Origin of the sequence: Ectobacillus ponti (genome assembly GCF_024294785.1) — a bacterium.
Classification (GTDB): domain Bacteria; phylum Bacillota; class Bacilli; order Bacillales; family Bacillaceae_G; genus Ectobacillus; species Ectobacillus ponti.
Map to the genome: position 1 here is coordinate 78,939 of NZ_JANCLT010000001.1, position 16,294 is coordinate 95,232.

The 16,294-nt window shown below is 53.0% G+C and carries 17 protein-coding genes; 2 read left to right on the top strand and 15 right to left on the bottom strand.

The features are described 5' to 3' along the window. Positions 1 to 5 precede the first annotated feature (5 nt). Both NK662_RS00475 and mce read right to left on the bottom strand, forming a co-directional pair. Positions 6 to 1,556, bottom strand: coding sequence for an acyl-CoA carboxylase subunit beta (locus NK662_RS00475; RefSeq protein WP_254756259.1), 1,551 nt, complete (start codon positions 1,554 to 1,556; stop codon positions 6 to 8). Next, complete coding sequence (gene mce / locus NK662_RS00480; protein WP_254756261.1) at positions 1,553 to 1,969, bottom strand: methylmalonyl-CoA epimerase; 417 nt, start codon at positions 1,967 to 1,969, stop codon at positions 1,553 to 1,555. The genes NK662_RS00475 and mce overlap by 4 nt, the downstream gene beginning before the upstream one ends. Positions 1,970 to 2,147: 178 nt before the next feature. Between mce and prli42 the strand changes: the two genes are divergently transcribed. Both prli42 and NK662_RS00490 read left to right on the top strand, forming a co-directional pair. Further along, complete coding sequence (gene prli42 / locus NK662_RS00485; RefSeq protein ID WP_254756263.1) at positions 2,148 to 2,240, top strand: stressosome-associated protein Prli42; 93 nt, start codon at positions 2,148 to 2,150, stop codon at positions 2,238 to 2,240. 98 nt (positions 2,241 to 2,338) lie between these two features. After that, positions 2,339 to 3,241: a DMT family transporter gene (locus NK662_RS00490; RefSeq protein WP_254756265.1), complete on the top strand. Its 903-nt coding sequence runs from the start codon at positions 2,339 to 2,341 to the stop codon at positions 3,239 to 3,241. Here NK662_RS00490 and NK662_RS00495 read toward each other — a convergent pair. The 13 genes from NK662_RS00495 to NK662_RS00555 form a co-directional block, all read right to left on the bottom strand. After that, the gene (locus NK662_RS00495; protein WP_254756267.1) at positions 3,200 to 3,427 is read right to left on the bottom strand and encodes a hypothetical protein; all 228 of its coding nucleotides are present in this window, start codon (positions 3,425 to 3,427) and stop codon (positions 3,200 to 3,202) included. The genes NK662_RS00490 and NK662_RS00495 overlap by 42 nt on opposite strands. Before the next feature lie 89 nt (positions 3,428 to 3,516). Next, positions 3,517 to 4,041, bottom strand: coding sequence for a L,D-transpeptidase (locus tag NK662_RS00500; protein ID WP_254756269.1), 525 nt, complete (start codon positions 4,039 to 4,041; stop codon positions 3,517 to 3,519). 20 nt (positions 4,042 to 4,061) lie between these two features. After that, the gene (locus NK662_RS00505) at positions 4,062 to 5,021 is read right to left on the bottom strand and encodes an aromatic acid exporter family protein (protein WP_279663078.1); all 960 of its coding nucleotides are present in this window, start codon (positions 5,019 to 5,021) and stop codon (positions 4,062 to 4,064) included. 55 nt (positions 5,022 to 5,076) lie between these two features. Beyond that, positions 5,077 to 5,799 carry an amino acid ABC transporter ATP-binding protein gene (locus NK662_RS00510; RefSeq protein ID WP_254756271.1) on the bottom strand — a complete coding sequence of 241 codons (723 nt, stop codon included), beginning with the start codon at positions 5,797 to 5,799 and terminating at the stop codon, positions 5,077 to 5,079. After that, entirely contained in the window at positions 5,792 to 6,451 is a 660-nt protein-coding gene (locus NK662_RS00515) for an amino acid ABC transporter permease (protein ID WP_254756273.1), read from the bottom strand. The genes NK662_RS00510 and NK662_RS00515 overlap by 8 nt, the downstream gene beginning before the upstream one ends. 81 nt (positions 6,452 to 6,532) lie before the next feature. Further along, the gene (locus NK662_RS00520) at positions 6,533 to 7,321 is read right to left on the bottom strand and encodes a transporter substrate-binding domain-containing protein (protein ID WP_254756275.1); all 789 of its coding nucleotides are present in this window, start codon (positions 7,319 to 7,321) and stop codon (positions 6,533 to 6,535) included. Between the two features lie 388 nt (positions 7,322 to 7,709). Then, positions 7,710 to 8,648, bottom strand: a complete 939-nt coding sequence (locus tag NK662_RS00525; RefSeq protein WP_254756277.1) for an anti-sigma factor domain-containing protein — start codon at positions 8,646 to 8,648, stop codon at positions 7,710 to 7,712. Then, positions 8,645 to 9,370: an RNA polymerase sigma-I factor gene (gene sigI / locus NK662_RS00530; RefSeq protein ID WP_254756279.1), complete on the bottom strand. Its 726-nt coding sequence runs from the start codon at positions 9,368 to 9,370 to the stop codon at positions 8,645 to 8,647. Before sigI ends, NK662_RS00525 begins: the two co-directional genes overlap by 4 nt. An 81-nt stretch (positions 9,371 to 9,451) precedes the next feature. Then, entirely contained in the window at positions 9,452 to 10,381 is a 930-nt protein-coding gene (locus NK662_RS00535; RefSeq protein ID WP_254756281.1) for a DUF5667 domain-containing protein, read from the bottom strand. A 128-nt stretch (positions 10,382 to 10,509) separates the two neighbouring features. Then, a complete protein-coding gene (locus NK662_RS00540; protein ID WP_254756283.1) occupies positions 10,510 to 10,941 on the bottom strand; it encodes a BrxA/BrxB family bacilliredoxin in 432 nt (143 codons plus the stop codon). 55 nt (positions 10,942 to 10,996) lie between these two features. Then, entirely contained in the window at positions 10,997 to 12,103 is a 1,107-nt protein-coding gene (gene meaB / locus NK662_RS00545; protein ID WP_254756285.1) for a methylmalonyl Co-A mutase-associated GTPase MeaB, read from the bottom strand. Positions 12,104 to 12,106: 3 nt separating this feature from the next. Then, positions 12,107 to 14,257: a methylmalonyl-CoA mutase gene (scpA, locus tag NK662_RS00550; protein WP_279663080.1), complete on the bottom strand. Its 2,151-nt coding sequence runs from the start codon at positions 14,255 to 14,257 to the stop codon at positions 12,107 to 12,109. Further along, positions 14,254 to 16,272, bottom strand: coding sequence for an acyl-CoA mutase large subunit family protein (locus tag NK662_RS00555; protein ID WP_254756287.1), 2,019 nt, complete (start codon positions 16,270 to 16,272; stop codon positions 14,254 to 14,256). Before NK662_RS00555 ends, scpA begins: the two co-directional genes overlap by 4 nt. Between the last annotated feature and the right edge of the window lie 22 nt (positions 16,273 to 16,294).

The following is a 16,294-nucleotide window of genomic DNA, read 5'->3' on the forward strand; positions in this document are numbered from 1 at the left end:
CCCGCTTACAGCGGAATGTTGCCGTGCTTCTTCTTCGGGCGCTCCTCCTGCTTCGTCCGAAGCATATCCAGTGCCTGAATGAGCTTCATACGCGTTTCACGCGGATCAATCACATCATCCACAATACCGTGCTTCGCCGCCACATACGGGTTGGCAAACTTATCGCGGTACTCCTCGATCAACTGCGCCCGTGTTGCTTCCGGGTTGCTGCTCGCTTCAATTTCCTTTGCAAAAATAATGTTAACGGCGCCCTGCGGACCCATAACGGCAATCTCGGCATTCGGCCAGGAGAATACGACGTCGGCCCCAATCGCCTTGCTGTTCAGTGCTACATAGGCGCCGCCGTATGCTTTGCGCAGGATGACCGTGATTTTGGGCACAGTAGCTTCGGAGTAGGCGTACAGAATTTTTGCCCCGTGGCGGATAATGCCGCCGTGCTCCTGTTTCACCCCCGGGAAGAAACCGGTTACATCCTCAAACGTGATAATTGGAATATTGAAGGAATCACAAAAACGAATGAAGCGTGCAGCTTTATCGGAAGAGTCAATGTCCAGGCTGCCCGCCATGATCTTCGGCTGGTTGCAGACAAGCCCCACTACCTCGCCCTTCACCCGGGCAAATCCGATCACAATATTCTTGGCAAAGTTCTTTTGAATTTCAAAGAAGGAGCCTTCATCCACAACCTGCTCCAGCACATGGCGCACATCATACGGACGGACTGCATCAAACGGAATGACATCCGTCAAATCCGGCCGGTAGTCATTCTCATCCGGTGTGCCGTACAGGAGCGGCTTTTCGTTGCAGCTTTGCGGCAGATAGCTCAGCAGCATCCGTACAATTTCCAGCGCGTTTTCCTCATCGCTTGCGGTAAAATGGGCATTGCCGCTGATCGTGTTATGCACCTTCGCACCGCCAAGGTCCTCAGCGGAGATGCTCTCGCCCGTCACCGTTTCAATGACCTTCGGGCCGGTAATGAACATCTGGCTCGTCTTATCCACCATGATGACAAAATCTGTGATGGCCGGCGAATATACAGCTCCTCCGGCACACGGCCCCATAATGACTGAAATTTGCGGCACAACGCCGGAATAGATGGCATTGCGGTAAAACACATGGCCATAGCCGTCCAAGGACAAAACGCCTTCCTGAATCCGCGCTCCGCCGGAGTCATTCAAGCCGACAATTGGAGCGCCGTTCTTTGCGGCCAAGTCCATTACGTTGGCAATTTTCTTGGCGTGCATTTCCCCCAGCGCTCCGCCAAACACGGTGAAATCCTGCGAAAACAAGTAAATCGGGCGGCCGTTCACTTTGCCGTAGCCTGTTACTACTCCATCCCCGGGCCCGCTTTTGCCTTCCAGGCCAAAGTCCGTACAGCGGTGCTCCATGAATGGATTCAGCTCCATGAATGTGCCCGGATCCACAAGCAGTTCAATGCGCTCACGGGCAGTCAGCTTGCCGCGCTGGTGCTGCTTTTCAATCTTATCATCGCCGCCGCCAAGCTCAATCTCTCTTTTTCTATCGTACAAGTCATTAATCTTCTCATAGATGTCCATCATACGTGCGCTTCCCCTTTCTTCTCGCATAGCTCAAACAGTACGCCGTGCGCAGCCTTTGGATGCATGAAGGCAATATGGGCCCCTGCTGCGCCAAGGCGCGGCGCGGAATCAATCATGCGGACGCCCTCCTCCTCCAGCTCCCGGATGCGCTCCTCAATGCTTTTCACTCCCAATGCAACGTGGTGGATTCCCTCTCCCCGCTTCTCAATGAACTGGGCAATCGGGCTGTCTGCCGCCGTTGGCTCGAGCAGCTCAAGCTTGCTTCCCCCCAGCTGAATAAACGCAACCTTCACCCGCTGCGATGCCACTTCCTCCATGCCGAGCAGCTTCAGTCCAAGCACCTCTGTGTAGAAAGAAAGAGCATCATCTATAGAACGAACTGCAATGCCGATGTGGTCAATTTTCTCTGCCATATTTCCCCCGCCCCCTCGATGTAAAGCTACAAAAATGGACATATCATTTTTATATTCTCCTTTTAGTACAAATATTCCTTTTATTCTGGACACTTTTTCCCGAAAATTGTCTAACGTTGTATCTTGTCCCACACTTTCCATGTGGGTACAATAAGACATAGAGGAAGGAGGGGTTTTTGTGAAGAAAAGGACACAACGAATTGTCGTCTTCATCATGCTGCTCTCTATGCTGCTCACGACTCTTCTCACTGGCATCAGTATGTTCTGGTAGACAACAGGCCGTCACTTACGGTCTTTTTTGTTGTATATTTTCTGTAAATTTCGAATAATTAACAACATTGGACTGTTTCAAAAAAGGGGGATATTATATTGAAAAAATGGCTGGGACCGCTATACCTGTCATTGGCAGCGGCCATCTGGGGCGGCACCTATGTGGTGAGCAAGGAGGTGCTGGCTTATGTGAAGCCATGGCTGCTGCTGGAGCTGCGCTTTTTGCTTGGCTTGCTCGTGCTCGGCTGGATTGCCCGCCGGCATGGGGCCTGGAGCATTCAGCGGCGGGATGTACCTGCAATGGCGCTGCTGGCATTTGTCGGCTACACATGCTCCATCGGCATGCAGTTTATCGGCACAGACTTATCCGGTGCGGCGATGGGCTCCTTGATCACGGCTGCTTCACCGGCGCTGATCTCACTGTTTGCAGTATGGCTGCTGCGGGAACGGCTGCACTTGTACAAGGGGCTGGCCATGCTGACTGCCACTGCCGGTGTGCTCATCGTGGTCGGTTTGCCGAATGGGGAAAACCAAACCTTTCTCGGCAATACTATTCTATTCGGGGCAGCGCTCACTTGGGCCTTGTACACGGTGCTCAGCCGCAAGCAGACGCTGAAATACTCCTCGCTGACAGTCACCGCATGGGCAAGCTTGTTCGGAGTTCTGTTCACGGCGCCGGCCGCAGCCGCGGAAGGGCTGGCTCTGCCGGCAGACCCATGGCTTTGGGCCGGTATTGTATATCTCGGTGTTGTATCCACCGCAGGCGCATTTTATTTTTGGAACAAAGGCTTTGAATACATCGATGCGGCTACAGGCTCCCTATTTTTCTTCATGCAGCCTCTCGTCGGGAGCTTTCTCGGCTGGCTGTTGCTTGGCGAAGCACTGCACTGGAACTTCTTCCTCGGCGCACTGTTCATTGCGGCAGGAATGCTGTTTTCCATCAAGGAACCCGCTGCGCCCCTAAAGCCGCAGGAGCGCGAGCAGTTTGAACGCCACGGTTAGGCTGCACAGCATGACGCCGGCCGCGGCATACAGACGGCCGGATGGCTGTTGCAGAGACAGCAGGCCAAGCAGCAAACCAACTGTATCCAACGGCAAAAACACCAGCAGTGTCAGCCCCGGCAGCACAAAGGGGCTGACTGACAATAAGCCAAACATACATGACAGCAGCGCAGGCACATGTTTCATCGCTCTCCCTCCTGCTTCATCCTATGCTTAGAAAAGCGGTGGCAGCCCAATTTGCCATCAGACGACTTCATGCAAACAGCCGGCTCCTGTTACGGAGTCGGCTGTTCGGCACGCATTGCACCATTTTCCCTGGCAAGCTGTTCAAAGGATTTTGGGGATTTTACAATGAGCACCTTCGTACCGATGGGAATTTGATCAAATAAATATTCCACATCCTTCTTGTACATGCGGATGCAGCCCTGCGAAATATATTTGCCGATGGAGCCTGGAGCATTTGTCCCGTGAATGCCGTACTTTGTTCCATCTGTTCCTCTCGCATTGAAGCCGATCCAGCGGGTGCCAAGGGGATTTTCCGGCGAGCCGCCCGGTATGTTTTTCTTAATGTAGTACGGATTCCTTGCCTTCGTAACGACATCAAACTCCCCTTCCGGCGTTAAATCACTTGTTTTGCCGGTGGCAACCGGAAAAATCCGCTGAATCTTGCCCCCGTTCACATATGCCAGCTTGTTCGTTTGCTTATTTACAATGATATACGGGTCCCCCACTCTGGGGTTGTCGCCGAGCGGCCAAATGGGAGATACAATGAGCAGCCAGAAACAGAGCATCAGCTTCATACGAACGGTCCTTTCCTTCTTTAGGTCGTATGCGTAGCTTTCCCGATGAAACGGCTTTTGATAAGCAAAAACCGTTCCATTTCATTCACAAGCTGCAGCAGCATGGCGCGCGCTTCGAATTCGCCGCGCGTCTGCGGCAGCCCCGTGGCGCTCAAGCGCTGGCGCATCTCCTGCAGCTCCCGCAGCAGGATAACCGCTGTATTTTCCGGGCGGACACTGCGGCCGACACTCTCGATGAAATCTGCGATCATCCCCGCCTGCTCGTATGTCCATGACAGCGACGCCACAAGCGGCACCATCCGTTCCAGAATGCCAAACTGCCGGACCCGCATCGCAAAGTACCGGTAATAATAGTCATCCGCATACATGAGATGGTTCTCCAGACGGCGGGAGGACAGGGCTCCCGCTTCCTCCAGGAGACGCGGCGTCTCCAGCAGCTCCTTCCCATCCCATTGACTTTCCCGTTGGCGCAGGTACACCGTCAGCTCATGCAGAATCACCTTGAAGCTTTCCTCCACCTGCTGCTGATACCGGCGCAGCTCTCCTTCCTCATCAGGCATATGCAGGTTCACCAGCAACGCAACGGCAATCCCCACGGCAAGAATTAAAATTTCATTCCAGACAATCCCCCAGCTGATGTGCTGCAGTGAGTAGATGTGCATGACAATAACCGAGCTGGTCACAATTCCCTCTTGCAGCCGCAGCGCCACCGCAACCGGGATATACAACAGCAGCAGCAGGCCGATGACTGCCGCATGATACGCAAGCCCTTCAAACAGCACAAAGCAAAACAGCATCGCCAGCACGCAGGCTGCAAACCGCTGAAAAGAGACCTCCAGCGATTTCTTCTTCGTGTTCTGGACACATAAAATCACCAAAATGCCGGCAGAGCTGTAAAACTGCAGCCCCAGCAGTTGGGCGATATAAATGGCTGCAGCTGCCCCGGCCGCTGTCTTCATCGTTCGATATCCGATCCGCAATGGGCAAACCCTCCTTATCACGCAAAAAAGAGACAGCCGCGGCCGTCTCTTCTTATTATAGCATTTTTTGTAAAAATTCTTGGGCACGGGCGCTCTTTGGCGCAGTGAAAAATTCACTTGGAGGCGCATCCTCCACCAGCTGTCCGCCATCGAGGAACATGACACGGTCCGCCACTTCGCGGGCAAAGCCCATCTCATGCGTCACAATGGCCATGGTCATTCCCGTATGGGCCAGAGACTTCATAACCTCCAGCACCTCCTTGACCATTTCCGGATCCAACGCAGAGGTCGGCTCGTCAAACAGCATCACGGAAGGCTCCATTGCCAGCGCGCGGGCAATCGCCACACGCTGCTTCTGGCCCCCTGACAAACGGCCCGGGTATTGGTCCGCCTTATCCAGCAGACCCACCCTTTGCAGCAGGACACGTCCTTTTTCCTCTGCTTCCTTCTTGGACACACCCTTTACCGTAATGGGCGCATAGGTCAGGTTCTCCAGCACCGTCATGTGCGGGAAGAGATGGAAATGCTGAAATACCATGCCTACATTTTGGCGCACCTTCATAATATCCGTTTTGCGGTCCGTAACATTTTGGCCGCCAATCCAAACCTGTCCTTCCGTCGGCTGCTCCAGCAGGTTCATGCAGCGAAGAAACGTGGATTTACCGGAGCCGGACGGACCGATAATTGCCACAACCTGCCCTTGCTCAATGGTTGTGGAGATTCCCTTCAACACGTGCAGATTGCTATATGATTTATGCAAGCCTTCAATCTTAATCACTTGTCTTCAATCTCCCTTCAATTACCTTGCCGACCAATGTCAGAATGATAACAAGAACATAGTACACGAGCCCTACAAACAAGAGCGGTTCAAAATATGAAAACTTTTCGCCGCCGACAATATAAGCGCGGCGCATCAGATCCTGCGCGCCGATTACTGTCACAACAGCGGATTCCTTTGTCAGCGTGATAAATTCGTTCATGAGCGCCGGCAAAATATTCTTCATCGCCTGCGGCAAAATGATATGGCGCATCATTTTGGAATAGGGAACGCCAAGAGCCATGGCCGCCTCTGTTTGGCCGCGGTCCACAGCCTGGATGCCGGCCCGGATAATCTCGGACATGTACGCACCGGAGTTTAAACCAAATGCCAGAATGGCTGCCAAATACGGCGCAATATCATAGCCTGTGATTTGCGGCAAGCCGTAGTAAATGATCATCAACTGCAGCACAAGCGGTGTGCCGCGGAAAATGGAAGTATAGAAGTCTGCGAACCAGCCAAGGGCACGGACGCGGGCAATTTTACATAAAGCAAGCAGTGTTCCGAGCGCAAACCCTAAAAGAGCCGCAAGTGCCACAACCTGAAGCGTCACTTGCAGACCTTTGAGGATGTACGGCATGGACGGAACAATTTGCGAGAAATCAAGGTTCATTATCGTCTCTTCCTTTCAAATAAAAATTTAACAAGGAATCTCCCGCAGCATTCCGGGAGATTCCTTACACTAATTTCACGCTTATTGCGCGCTATCAAACCATTTTTTGATCAGCTTGTCCATTTCGCCGTTTTCCTTCATCTTCTTCAGTACGCCGTTGAAATCAGATGTCAGCTTGCTGCCCTTAGGGAATGCAATCGCGGAGCCTGCTTCGTCGGATGCTTCAGAGATGTTGTTGGTCTTCAGTTCAGGGAACTTCTTCAGGTAACCCTTCGCTACTGTATCTTCTACAATAATAACATCAACACGGCCGATTTTCAGTTCTTCAAACAGCTGCGGCACGTTGTCACGGCCTTCAATTGTGAAGTCCACCTTCTTTTGCAGGTCCTTCGCTTTGCCTTCCTGGATGGAGCCTGTTTGCACGCCAACCTTCTTGCCCTTCAGGCTGTTCAGGTCTGTATAGCTGCCAGCCTTTGAAATCACAAGGTTCTTTGCAGCAAAATAGATGTCTGTGAAATCTGCATTCTTCTTACGCTCTTCTGTCGGTGTCATACCTGCCATCACGAAGTCCACTTTCTTTGCTTCCATGGATGCCAGCAGGCCGCTGAAGTCGCTGCTCTTAATCTGAATGTCATAGCCAAGCTCTTTCCCGATATACTTTGCAATATCAGCGTCAAAACCAATGATTTCATCGCTCTTAGCAGAATCGATATACTCGTATGGCTTGTAGTCAGCAGATGTCCCCATCACCAATACCTTTTTCTTGCTGCCGCTGTCAGTTGCTTTTGCTGTGTCTTCACGCTTGCTGCAAGCGCCCAGGATGCTCATTACAAGGATGCTTGCCAATACAATGGATAATAGCTTTTTCATTGTTTTTCCTCCCTTATCAGGCTTGTCTAGTATGCTGTAAAATCACGATTTCTCTTGTCAAAAATAATTTTATTTTTATTCGACAAAATGTATTTTAACACAACCACATATTTATGCAATACTAAATTTCATCTTTTTTTGCGACTTTTCCTACTTTTCTATTGTTACATGCTGGAAATAGGTACGGGCGGGTCACTTTTGAAGGATAGAAAGGGAAGCTATTCCATATCCTTCTTTTTGTTATATAAAAAATCTTTATATTTATGCATATAATATACAGAAAAACCCGTGCTTTTGCGAGAAGGGCTGCCCCCACCACAGGAGGGAACGCAACCGGGGCCTGTGCTGCAAAAGAAAAATCCCACAGGCGCCCGCCTGCAGGATTTCTTCAGTCCCACTCTTTTTCTTGTTCCTTTTCTCTTTCCTTTTCATGCTGTGGACGCTGCTTGTAGTGCTTCTCAAGCTGCTTCTCTTTCTTTTCCCGCTTCCTTTCCTCCTTCTCAGGGTGCTTCTGTTTCCCCGGCGGTTGAGGGCGGGTCTGCTTTTCTTGCATCCGCTCTTCTTTCTCTTCCTGCTTCTGTTCCTTCTTCTCTGGATGAGGGTTTGTTTCCGTCCCCTCGTTCGGCGGCGGTGCCGGCACAGAAGGGATTTGCTCCTTTTCGTCCGGTTCCTCCGCAGGCGGCATTTCCTGCTGCGGAGACTGCTGCTTTATATAACCGCCTGTTGTCAGACCCTTCTTTCTCGCAGCTTCCCGCTGCTCCGGCGTACTTCTTCGAGAGGTGACGTGGAGCTCCTTCGTGTATGCTTCTTCCAGCGAATGCAAAGAGCGGGCAAGCTCTTCATCCACCTTCTGGTTTGTCGCCACATACGTCAGCAGCACTTCCCGATTTTTCACATATCCCATTTGCTCGGACCGTTGAATGACGGAAGCAATGACTTCTGTCACCCGCTTGCCCTTCCAGTCCCCAAGATCCCGCAGCACCTGTTCTCCCTCTTTGTTATAGGCACGCAGGTCGCGCACATGCAAATCCTCGTCCACGCTGGCCTCCAGACTTGACTCGGCATCCATCGACACATATGCGTATGCTTTGCCGGGCTTGCCGTTGTACAAGAGCGTGAAGGCAATGAGCAGCGAGCATGCCAAAAGAAGGAGCGGCTTCCAAATCAGCCTTCGCTGTCTGGTTGTGGCTGCTTGCTCTGCCGATACAAGCACTTCCTCGCCAATTTTATATTGCCTGCCGTTACGCAAAAAGCTGATAAACTCCCCGCCCGGTGTCATGACAATGACATTGCGCTTTTGCACTTCCATGACAATGCCTCTGTTCATTGCCCCATCACCCCTTTCATGTATTCCTTGATATACATATATTCTCCCGTCAAAATGATACAAAGCGCCACAAGATAGCGGCGGTGCCGCTCCAGTGTCTTGCGGCTTACCCGCACAAGCCCCTCCAGCTTTTTCATTGGCAGCCGTTTCTTTTGGAACAATTCTGCCACCAGCTCCTCCCTGGCAATCAGCAGCTCCGCCACCTGAAACAAATGCTCCCTTGTATCCTGATGCTTCGGCGATTCCTTTACGAGGTCCGTCATGGATACTCCGAATTCACTGAGGACTCCTTGAAAATGAAGAATTTCTTCCTTGCGGTTCTCACTCTCCATTTCCCTGCCGTATTCTTCCATGGAACGCCGCATATCCAGTGGTGTCTCTCCTTGCTGTTCTTCTTGTAAAAAGACAACATTATGGCGCACTTCCCGGCGGATATAATCAATGACATCTCTTTTTATAAGAAGCTCAGCAAAGGCAAAGAATGACTTTCCTTTCTTGTAGGAGTACTGCTCCACAGCCTGATGGAAAGCAAAGAGCCCAATACTGTACTCGTCATCCTGCTCGCTGATGTAACGTTTGCATACAGTGGATACCGTTTTCCGGACAAAGGGCTGATATTGCCGCAGAAATTCTTCCTTATCTCCACGGCCAGCCTGGATGTCAGCAATAACTTGTTCAGCTGACTGCTTTGGTTTCACAATTCGCAACAATAAGCTTAACACAGGCAGCACATGCCTCCTTTGCGGACGAATACGACAGAATGGCCACTCCTCCCTGTGAAGTGGCCATTTTGCCGTGTTTCCTTAATCTTCGTTGTCTTCTTTATCGTGGCCCTTCCCCTTGCTTGGATGCTTTGGATGCTCCGGATGGGCTGGGTGCTCTTTTTTCTCTTTCTTCTCTTTCTTTTCCTTCTTCACAACAGCATCATGCTCTTTGTCTTTATCCTCGTCTTCGCCCTGGTCATCTGTTTGTGTTTGGACCGGTACAGAAGTCTTTTGCTGTGCAGCCGGGGCTGCCGGTGCCGCTGGAGCTGCAGGCGCAGTTGCAACCGGAACAGCTGTTGTGTCTGTATTTGTTGTGTTTGCAGTTGTGTCTTGAACTGCAGGATCTGTGTTTTGCGTGCCGTCTTCCACTACGACAGGCTTATCAGCTTCAGCTTCTGTGCCTTCTGCTGTCTTTGTTTGTGCTGCTTCAATGCGGGCAGCCCACTTCTTCAGCGTTTTCTCAATGTTTTTCGCAATGGCAGCCTTTGCCTTCGGATTCTTTACTTTGTCCAGCACCTTCGCCAATGCTTCCACATTATTGCCGAGGTGGATTTGGACTTCCGCAACTTTCCCTTTGCTTGCTTCTGTCTCTTCTGTCAGTTTATCCGCTTTTTCTAATGTACCAGCGGCGGTTTCCAATGTTTCTTTTGCAGCCTCTTCCTTGCTCTCATCCTGCAGCAGCACCTTTGCTTCCGCAATGCGCTCTGCTGCCTGCTCAGACAACAGCTTTGCCTTTTCCAGGTCATTGGATGTCAGCGCGAGACGGATTTGCTCTACTGTTGTTTTAATGAAGTAGAAGAAATCTCCTTGCACAAGCGCAGGTGCTTTTGTCTCTTCCTGTGCCGGTGCAGTTGTCGTTGCAGTTGTTGGAGCTTGTGTGTTTGTATCAGCATAAGCAGCTGTAGCTGCCAAGAACGGGCTGCAAATCAACATTGCCGACATGGTACCTTTTGTAATCCACTGTTTCATGTTATCTTCCCCCATTTGCTTTTTTCACTATACATATTCGTAAGGCTGTCCGCTTTTTGGGGGGTCTTTCGACATTTTTTTATAAAAAATTTTTTTAGGCATAGAAAAAAGCCGGCAAAATTGCCGGCTTACACCTCTTCACAATATTGATCGAAATAGCCCTGCAGCTTCTCAATCACCTGCATTGGCGTGTGTCCTTCAATCTCATGGCGCTCCACCATAGTCAGCAGCTTGCCGTCCTTCAGCAGGGCAAAGGATGGAGAAGAAGGCGGATAACCCTCAAAGTATTCGCGTGCACGCTGCGTTGCTTCCTTATCTTGTCCGGCAAATACTGTCACCAGCTGGTCCGGGCGCTTATCATAATGTACAGAATGAGCCGCTGCCGGACGGGCAATGCCGCCTGCACAACCGCAAACAGAGTTCACCATCACAAGTGTGACACCCGGCTTTGTAAAAGCTGCTTCCACTTCTTCGGGTGTTGTCAATTCCTCGTAGCCAGCCGCACTGATCTCACCGCGTGCCTGACGGACAACGTCATTCATAAAAAAGTTAAAATCCATTGAATTTCCCTCCTGTCAATCATACCTTTATCTTACCAAGTTCCAGGAGAAAAACTCAACTATCCTGCACTTTTCCTGCCTCATATTGCTTCATCAGGCGCATCACCGCACTTGTGACAGTCTGATGCCCTGCTGCCACATTCTGTTCCACAAGCGGAAGCTGCTCCTTCATCAGCGGATTGCTGAAAAAGCGCAGCTCCAACTGCTCCCGGATGGAGGCATACAGCCAGTCCCGCTTTTGGGCATTCCGCCGTTTGCCGAAGGCGCCCGAGGCTCTTGTAAGCTCCGAAAATTGCCGGATGATATTCCAAAACTCCCGCAGTCCTTCCTTATAGAGCGCGGAGCATATACCCACATATACATCCCAGCCGTCTGTCGCCGGCTGAAACAAATGGGACATTTGGCCATACAGGGACACTGTCTGAAGGGCGCGCAGCTTATTTTCCCCATCTGCTTTATTAATCAGAATCGCGTCAGCCAGCTCAAGAATGCCGCGCTTCATTCCCTGCAGTTCATCGCCCGCCCCCGTCAGCGACAGCAACAGGAAGAAGTCCACCATATCCCGGACCATGCCCTCGCTTTGTCCGACACCGACAGTTTCCACTAAGATGACATCGTAGCCGGCTGCCTCGCACAGCAGCATCGTCTCCCGCGTACGCCGGTTGACGCCGCCCAAGGCGCCGCCGGACGGCGAGGGACGAACGAAAGCGTTCGGCTGCTGAATGAGCTGCTCCATTCTCGTCTTGTCGCCCAGAATGCTGCCGCCTGTCAAGGTGCTGCTCGGGTCAACTGCCAATACTGCCACACGGTGCCCCATTTCACAAAGCATCGTGCCAAATGCTTCTATAAAGGTGCTTTTGCCGGCACCGGGCACACCTGTAATCCCGATGCGGATGGATGTTCCGGTATGGGGCAAAAGCCGCTGAATCAGCTCCTGCGCCTTTTCCTGATGCTTCCAGGCATTGCTTTCCACCAAAGTAATCGCTTGTCCGAGCACCGTCCGGTTATTTTCCCGGACGCCCCTCTCCATTTCTTCTATTGAAAGAGTCCGTCGGCGAAGCTGGCGGCTTGGCGGAGGCGGCTGCACCGCCCCCTTCATCACCGTTGTTGCGAAGGCATCATTGTCTTCTTCCGGTACCCATTCCGGTTTCTTGTCAGCCATAGCTTATTCCACTTCCTCAACGCGGCTCTCAATCTCCTTCAGGATGACCTCTGCCGCTTGCGGAATGACGGTTCCCGGGCCGAAGATCGCTGCCGCTCCGTTTTCGTACAGGAATTCATAATCCTGCACGGGAATGACACCGCCGACAATGACAACAATATCCTCACGGCCCAGCTTCCGCAGCTCCTCCACCAATTGCGGCAGCAGCGTCTTGTGGCCGCCGGCCAGAGAGCTCATGCCGATGCAGTGCACATCATTCTCCACTGCCTGTCTCGCCGCCTCTTCCGGTGTTTGGAACAGTGGGCCGATATCCACATCAAAGCCCAGATCCGCATAGGCGGTGGCCACCACCTTCGCTCCGCGGTCATGGCCGTCTTGTCCAAGCTTTACGATCAGAATACGCGGCCGGCGTCCTTCCCGCTCCGCGAACGCATCAATATCAGCACGCACACGCTGAATTTCTGTCTGGTTTTCATACTCGGAACGGTACACGCCGCTGACGGATTGAATGACAGCCTTATGGCGGCCCGCCACTTTTTCCACTGCATCGGAAATTTCCCCGAGAGTGGCCCGGGCGCGTGCCGCTTCAATCGCCAGCGCCAACAGATTGCCCTCGCCTGTTTCCGTCGCCTTCGTAATGGCAGCCAATGTTTCCTGCACCTTTTTCTCATCACGGTTTTGCTTCAGCTCGTCAAGGCGCTGCAGCTGCTTTTTCAATACTGCTGTATTGTCAATATTGAGAATCTCCAGCGGCTCCTCATGCTCCAAGCGATATTTGTTCACCCCGATGATGGACTCCTTGCCGGAATCAATATGCGCCTGCCGTCTGGCGGCCGCTTCCTCAATCCGCAGCTTTGGAATGCCCTTTTCAATGGCCTTTGTCATGCCGCCGAGGCTTTCCACCTCTTCAATGTGCTCCCACGCGCGCTCCATCAGTGCTGCCGTTAAGCTTTCCACGTAGTAGGAGCCGCCCCATGGGTCAATGACGGAGCAAATTCCCGTTTCCTCCTGCAGATACAGTTGCGTATTGCGGGCAATGCGGGCAGAGAAGTCTGTCGGCAAGGCGATGGCTTCATCCAGTGCATTTGTATGAAGCGACTGCGTATGCCCAAGAGCGGCTGCCAGTGCTTCCACGCATGTACGCGCCACGTTGTTGAATGGATCCTGCTCGGTCAGGCTCCAGCCGGAGGTCTGCGAATGCGTCCGCAGCGCCAGCGACTTGTCGCTCTGCGGTTCGAACTGCTTCATCAGCTTCGCCCAAAGGAGGCGGCCCGCCCGCATCTTTGCCACTTCCATGAAGTAGTTCATGCCGATGGCCCAGAAGAAGGACAAGCGCGGCGCAAAAGCATCCACATCCAGTCCGGCCTTGATGCCGGTGCGCACATACTCAATGCCGTTCAGCAGCGTGTAGGCCAATTCCAAATCAGCCGGTGCGCCCGCCTCCTGCAAATGATAGCCGGAGATGCTGATGCTGTTGAACTTCGGCATGTGCTTGGACGTATAAGCAAAAATGTCGGCAATGATGCGCATGGATGTTTCCGGCGGGTAGATATAAGTATTCCGGACCATATATTCCTTTAGAATATCATTTTGAATGGTTCCGGCAAGCTGCTCCTGCTTCACACCCTGCTCCTCGGCAGTCACGATGTAAAAGGCCATAATCGGCAAAACGGCACCGTTCATGGTCATGGAGACAGACATTTCATCCAGCGGAATGCCGTCAAACAGCACCTTCATGTCCAGAATGGAGTCAATGGCAACACCGGCCTTCCCGACATCCCCCACAACGCGCGGGTGGTCGGAATCATAGCCCCGGTGTGTCGCCAGATCGAAAGCGACGGAAAGGCCCTTCTGTCCAGCTGCCAGATTCCGCTTGTAGAAGGCATTGCTCTCCTCCGCTGTGGAAAACCCGGCGTACTGCCGCACTGTCCATGGCCGGTTCGTATACATGAGGGCATAGGGACCGCGATGATACGGTGCCATGCCCGGCTTGAAATCGAGATAGTCCAGCCCTGCTGTATCCTCCGGTGCGTACACATTCTTAATGGCAATTTTCTCATTGGAAATAAAAGCCGTTTCAGCTGCCAGTTCTGCAAACGCACCCGCCGCAAACGTGTCCGCAAACTTCATTTCTGTAAAGTTTGGCGTTTTCATACTGTCACCTCCAGCTCATTATGCAATTCATACAAATACGGAAGCAGGCCGTCCGGCCCATTCACACAGCCATGTACCCCAAGCTGTCTCCAGACTTCCGCATCGCCGTATGCTCCGATGACAAACAGCTTAGCCTGCAAGCCCGCAGCCGCCAGCACACTGGCAGCTTCCTGCTGCGCCTCTTCGTTTCCCGCCAGGAATACAGCATTTGCCCCCGCCTCTGCACATGCGGCATTGGGTTCCGAAAGCGCCTGCCGCACATTGTAGCCGCATGCTTCGAGGGCGCTGGCGAGGAGCGGAGACACCTTTTCTCCGTTCAACCGCAGAATATCCGCCTGCGGCCTGCGGCCTGTCCGCTGCTCATAGCGTTCGGCTGCTTCCCGCAGCACTTCAAACGGCTCTGCATCGCGCATGACCGGGAGCGGCTGCACCTGCTCTTCCCCCTGCGGGAAGAGGGCAATCAGTTCACCAATTGTCGCACCGGCGCGCCATGCCTGCTCCAGCACATCCGGCGTATCAGAAGCCGTAAGCGTCAGGCTCTGCGGCAGCGCTTGCCGCAGCACATCTGCATTCCTCTGCTCCTTGTACTTAATAACCTCAAGAATGCGGCGCTGCTGCTGTTCTGCGGGCTTTGCCGATTCCTTCAGCAGCACTTCATCCTTTTTCACATACATGTTTGTGCCGACAATCCGCTGCTTCAGGGACATGACGTTGTACCGGCGCCGCTTTGCTGTTTCCGCAATCTCCCGCTGCAGCCAGCCCTGCTGCAGCACCGCATGCATGCCGCCCTTCGCTTCAATCGTTTGGAACAGCTCCCAGGCCTGCTTGGCCAACTCGCTTGTCAAGGCCTCCACGTAATAAGAGCCGCGGGCCGGGTCAACCACCTGCAGCAGGTGCGACTCTTCGCGCAGAATATGCTGAATATTACGCGCCCAGCGCTCGCCGTTTTCGTCGCCGCCTCCGTAAGCTTCATCGTATGTACCGACATGCAAGGTATCAGCACCGCCCACCAAAGCGGCAAAGGCTTCCGTTGTGGCGCGCAGCAAATTCACATGCGGGTCGTACATTGTTTTCGTCCGCTCTGAGGTGCGCACATGCAATTGCATACGCTGCGCTTCTCTTCCTGCGCCGAAGCTCTCCGCAATCTTGCTCCACAGCACCCGGATGGCCCGCAGCTTTGCAATCTCTGTGAACAAGTGCGGACCGGCAGAAAAGCCAAACGTGATGCTGCTGCAGGCCGCATCGGCGGAAACACCTCTGCCAAGCAATGCCCGCACATACTCCGCGGCCGTTGCCAAAGCAGCCGCCAGCTCCTGTACAGCATGGGCGCCGGCACGGTGGCAGGCGTTGATGCTGACAAACACCGTCCGGACTTCCGGCGCATGGGTGCCTGTCCAGACAATTGCCGCCGCCATACTGTCATAAGCGGCTTCCAAAGACACCGGCAGCTTTCCGGTTGAAGCCAGCACGCCCAGCGGATCGGCACCGACAGTTCCCTTCCATTTTGCACCGCGCTGCTTGGCATAAGCAGCCAAGCCGGTGACAAGCGGCAGAGCCGTATATCCCGCATACACCAGCAGCGGATGTTTCGCCAAATCCACTTCCTTCAAAGCGCTTTCAAAATCCTCGAGGCTGTTCAGCGCAATACCGCCCCGAAGCACTTCCCCGCTGCCCGCCGTATCGGAATCCAATCCGGCACGCGTAGCTTTATCAAGCGGCAGGTTCAGGACTTCCTGTCCTGTCTCAAGCGCATGCTGCAGCTTATACTGCATTTCCGGTGCTGCATACGCGGCCAGCTCCTGTGCCACCGTATGCCGCTCCTTTGGAATATGCACGGCCGCTTCCAGTTCTTTTCCCTCCGCATGCTCCCTTGTGTATAGAGGCTGTAAGGCAATATGTTCATATGTGTCTGTGATAATGCTAGAAAACGGCTTCCCCTTCAACGTTTTTTCCGCAAGCCTGCGCCAATTTTCATGATCGGCTCCGGCAAACTCGCGGAACGTGTTTTTCTCCATCTCCCTATCCCCCTTATCACTT

Bases quoted from the DNA above. Each gene is read 5' to 3' on its own strand.
- NK662_RS00475 (WP_254756259.1), bottom strand. From the start codon at position 1,556: ATGATGGACATCTATGAGAAGATTAATGACTTGTACGATAGAAAAAGA.
- mce (WP_254756261.1), bottom strand. From the start codon at position 1,969: ATGGCAGAGAAAATTGACCACATCGGCATTGCAGTTCGTTCTATAGAT.
- NK662_RS00495 (WP_254756267.1), bottom strand. From the start codon at position 3,427: ATGAAACATGTGCCTGCGCTGCTGTCATGTATGTTTGGCTTATTGTCA.
- NK662_RS00500 (WP_254756269.1), bottom strand. From the start codon at position 4,041: ATGAAGCTGATGCTCTGTTTCTGGCTGCTCATTGTATCTCCCATTTGG.
- NK662_RS00515 (WP_254756273.1), bottom strand. From the start codon at position 6,451: ATGAACCTTGATTTCTCGCAAATTGTTCCGTCCATGCCGTACATCCTC.
- NK662_RS00520 (WP_254756275.1), bottom strand. From the start codon at position 7,321: ATGAAAAAGCTATTATCCATTGTATTGGCAAGCATCCTTGTAATGAGC.
- NK662_RS00525 (WP_254756277.1), bottom strand. From the start codon at position 8,648: ATGAACAGAGGCATTGTCATGGAAGTGCAAAAGCGCAATGTCATTGTC.
- NK662_RS00535 (WP_254756281.1), bottom strand. From the start codon at position 10,381: ATGAAACAGTGGATTACAAAAGGTACCATGTCGGCAATGTTGATTTGC.
- NK662_RS00540 (WP_254756283.1), bottom strand. From the start codon at position 10,941: ATGGATTTTAACTTTTTTATGAATGACGTTGTCCGTCAGGCACGCGGT.
- meaB (WP_254756285.1), bottom strand. From the start codon at position 12,103: ATGGCTGACAAGAAACCGGAATGGGTACCGGAAGAAGACAATGATGCC.
- scpA (WP_279663080.1), bottom strand. From the start codon at position 14,257: ATGAAAACGCCAAACTTTACAGAAATGAAGTTTGCGGACACGTTTGCG.
- NK662_RS00555 (WP_254756287.1), bottom strand. From the start codon at position 16,272: ATGGAGAAAAACACGTTCCGCGAGTTTGCCGGAGCCGATCATGAAAAT.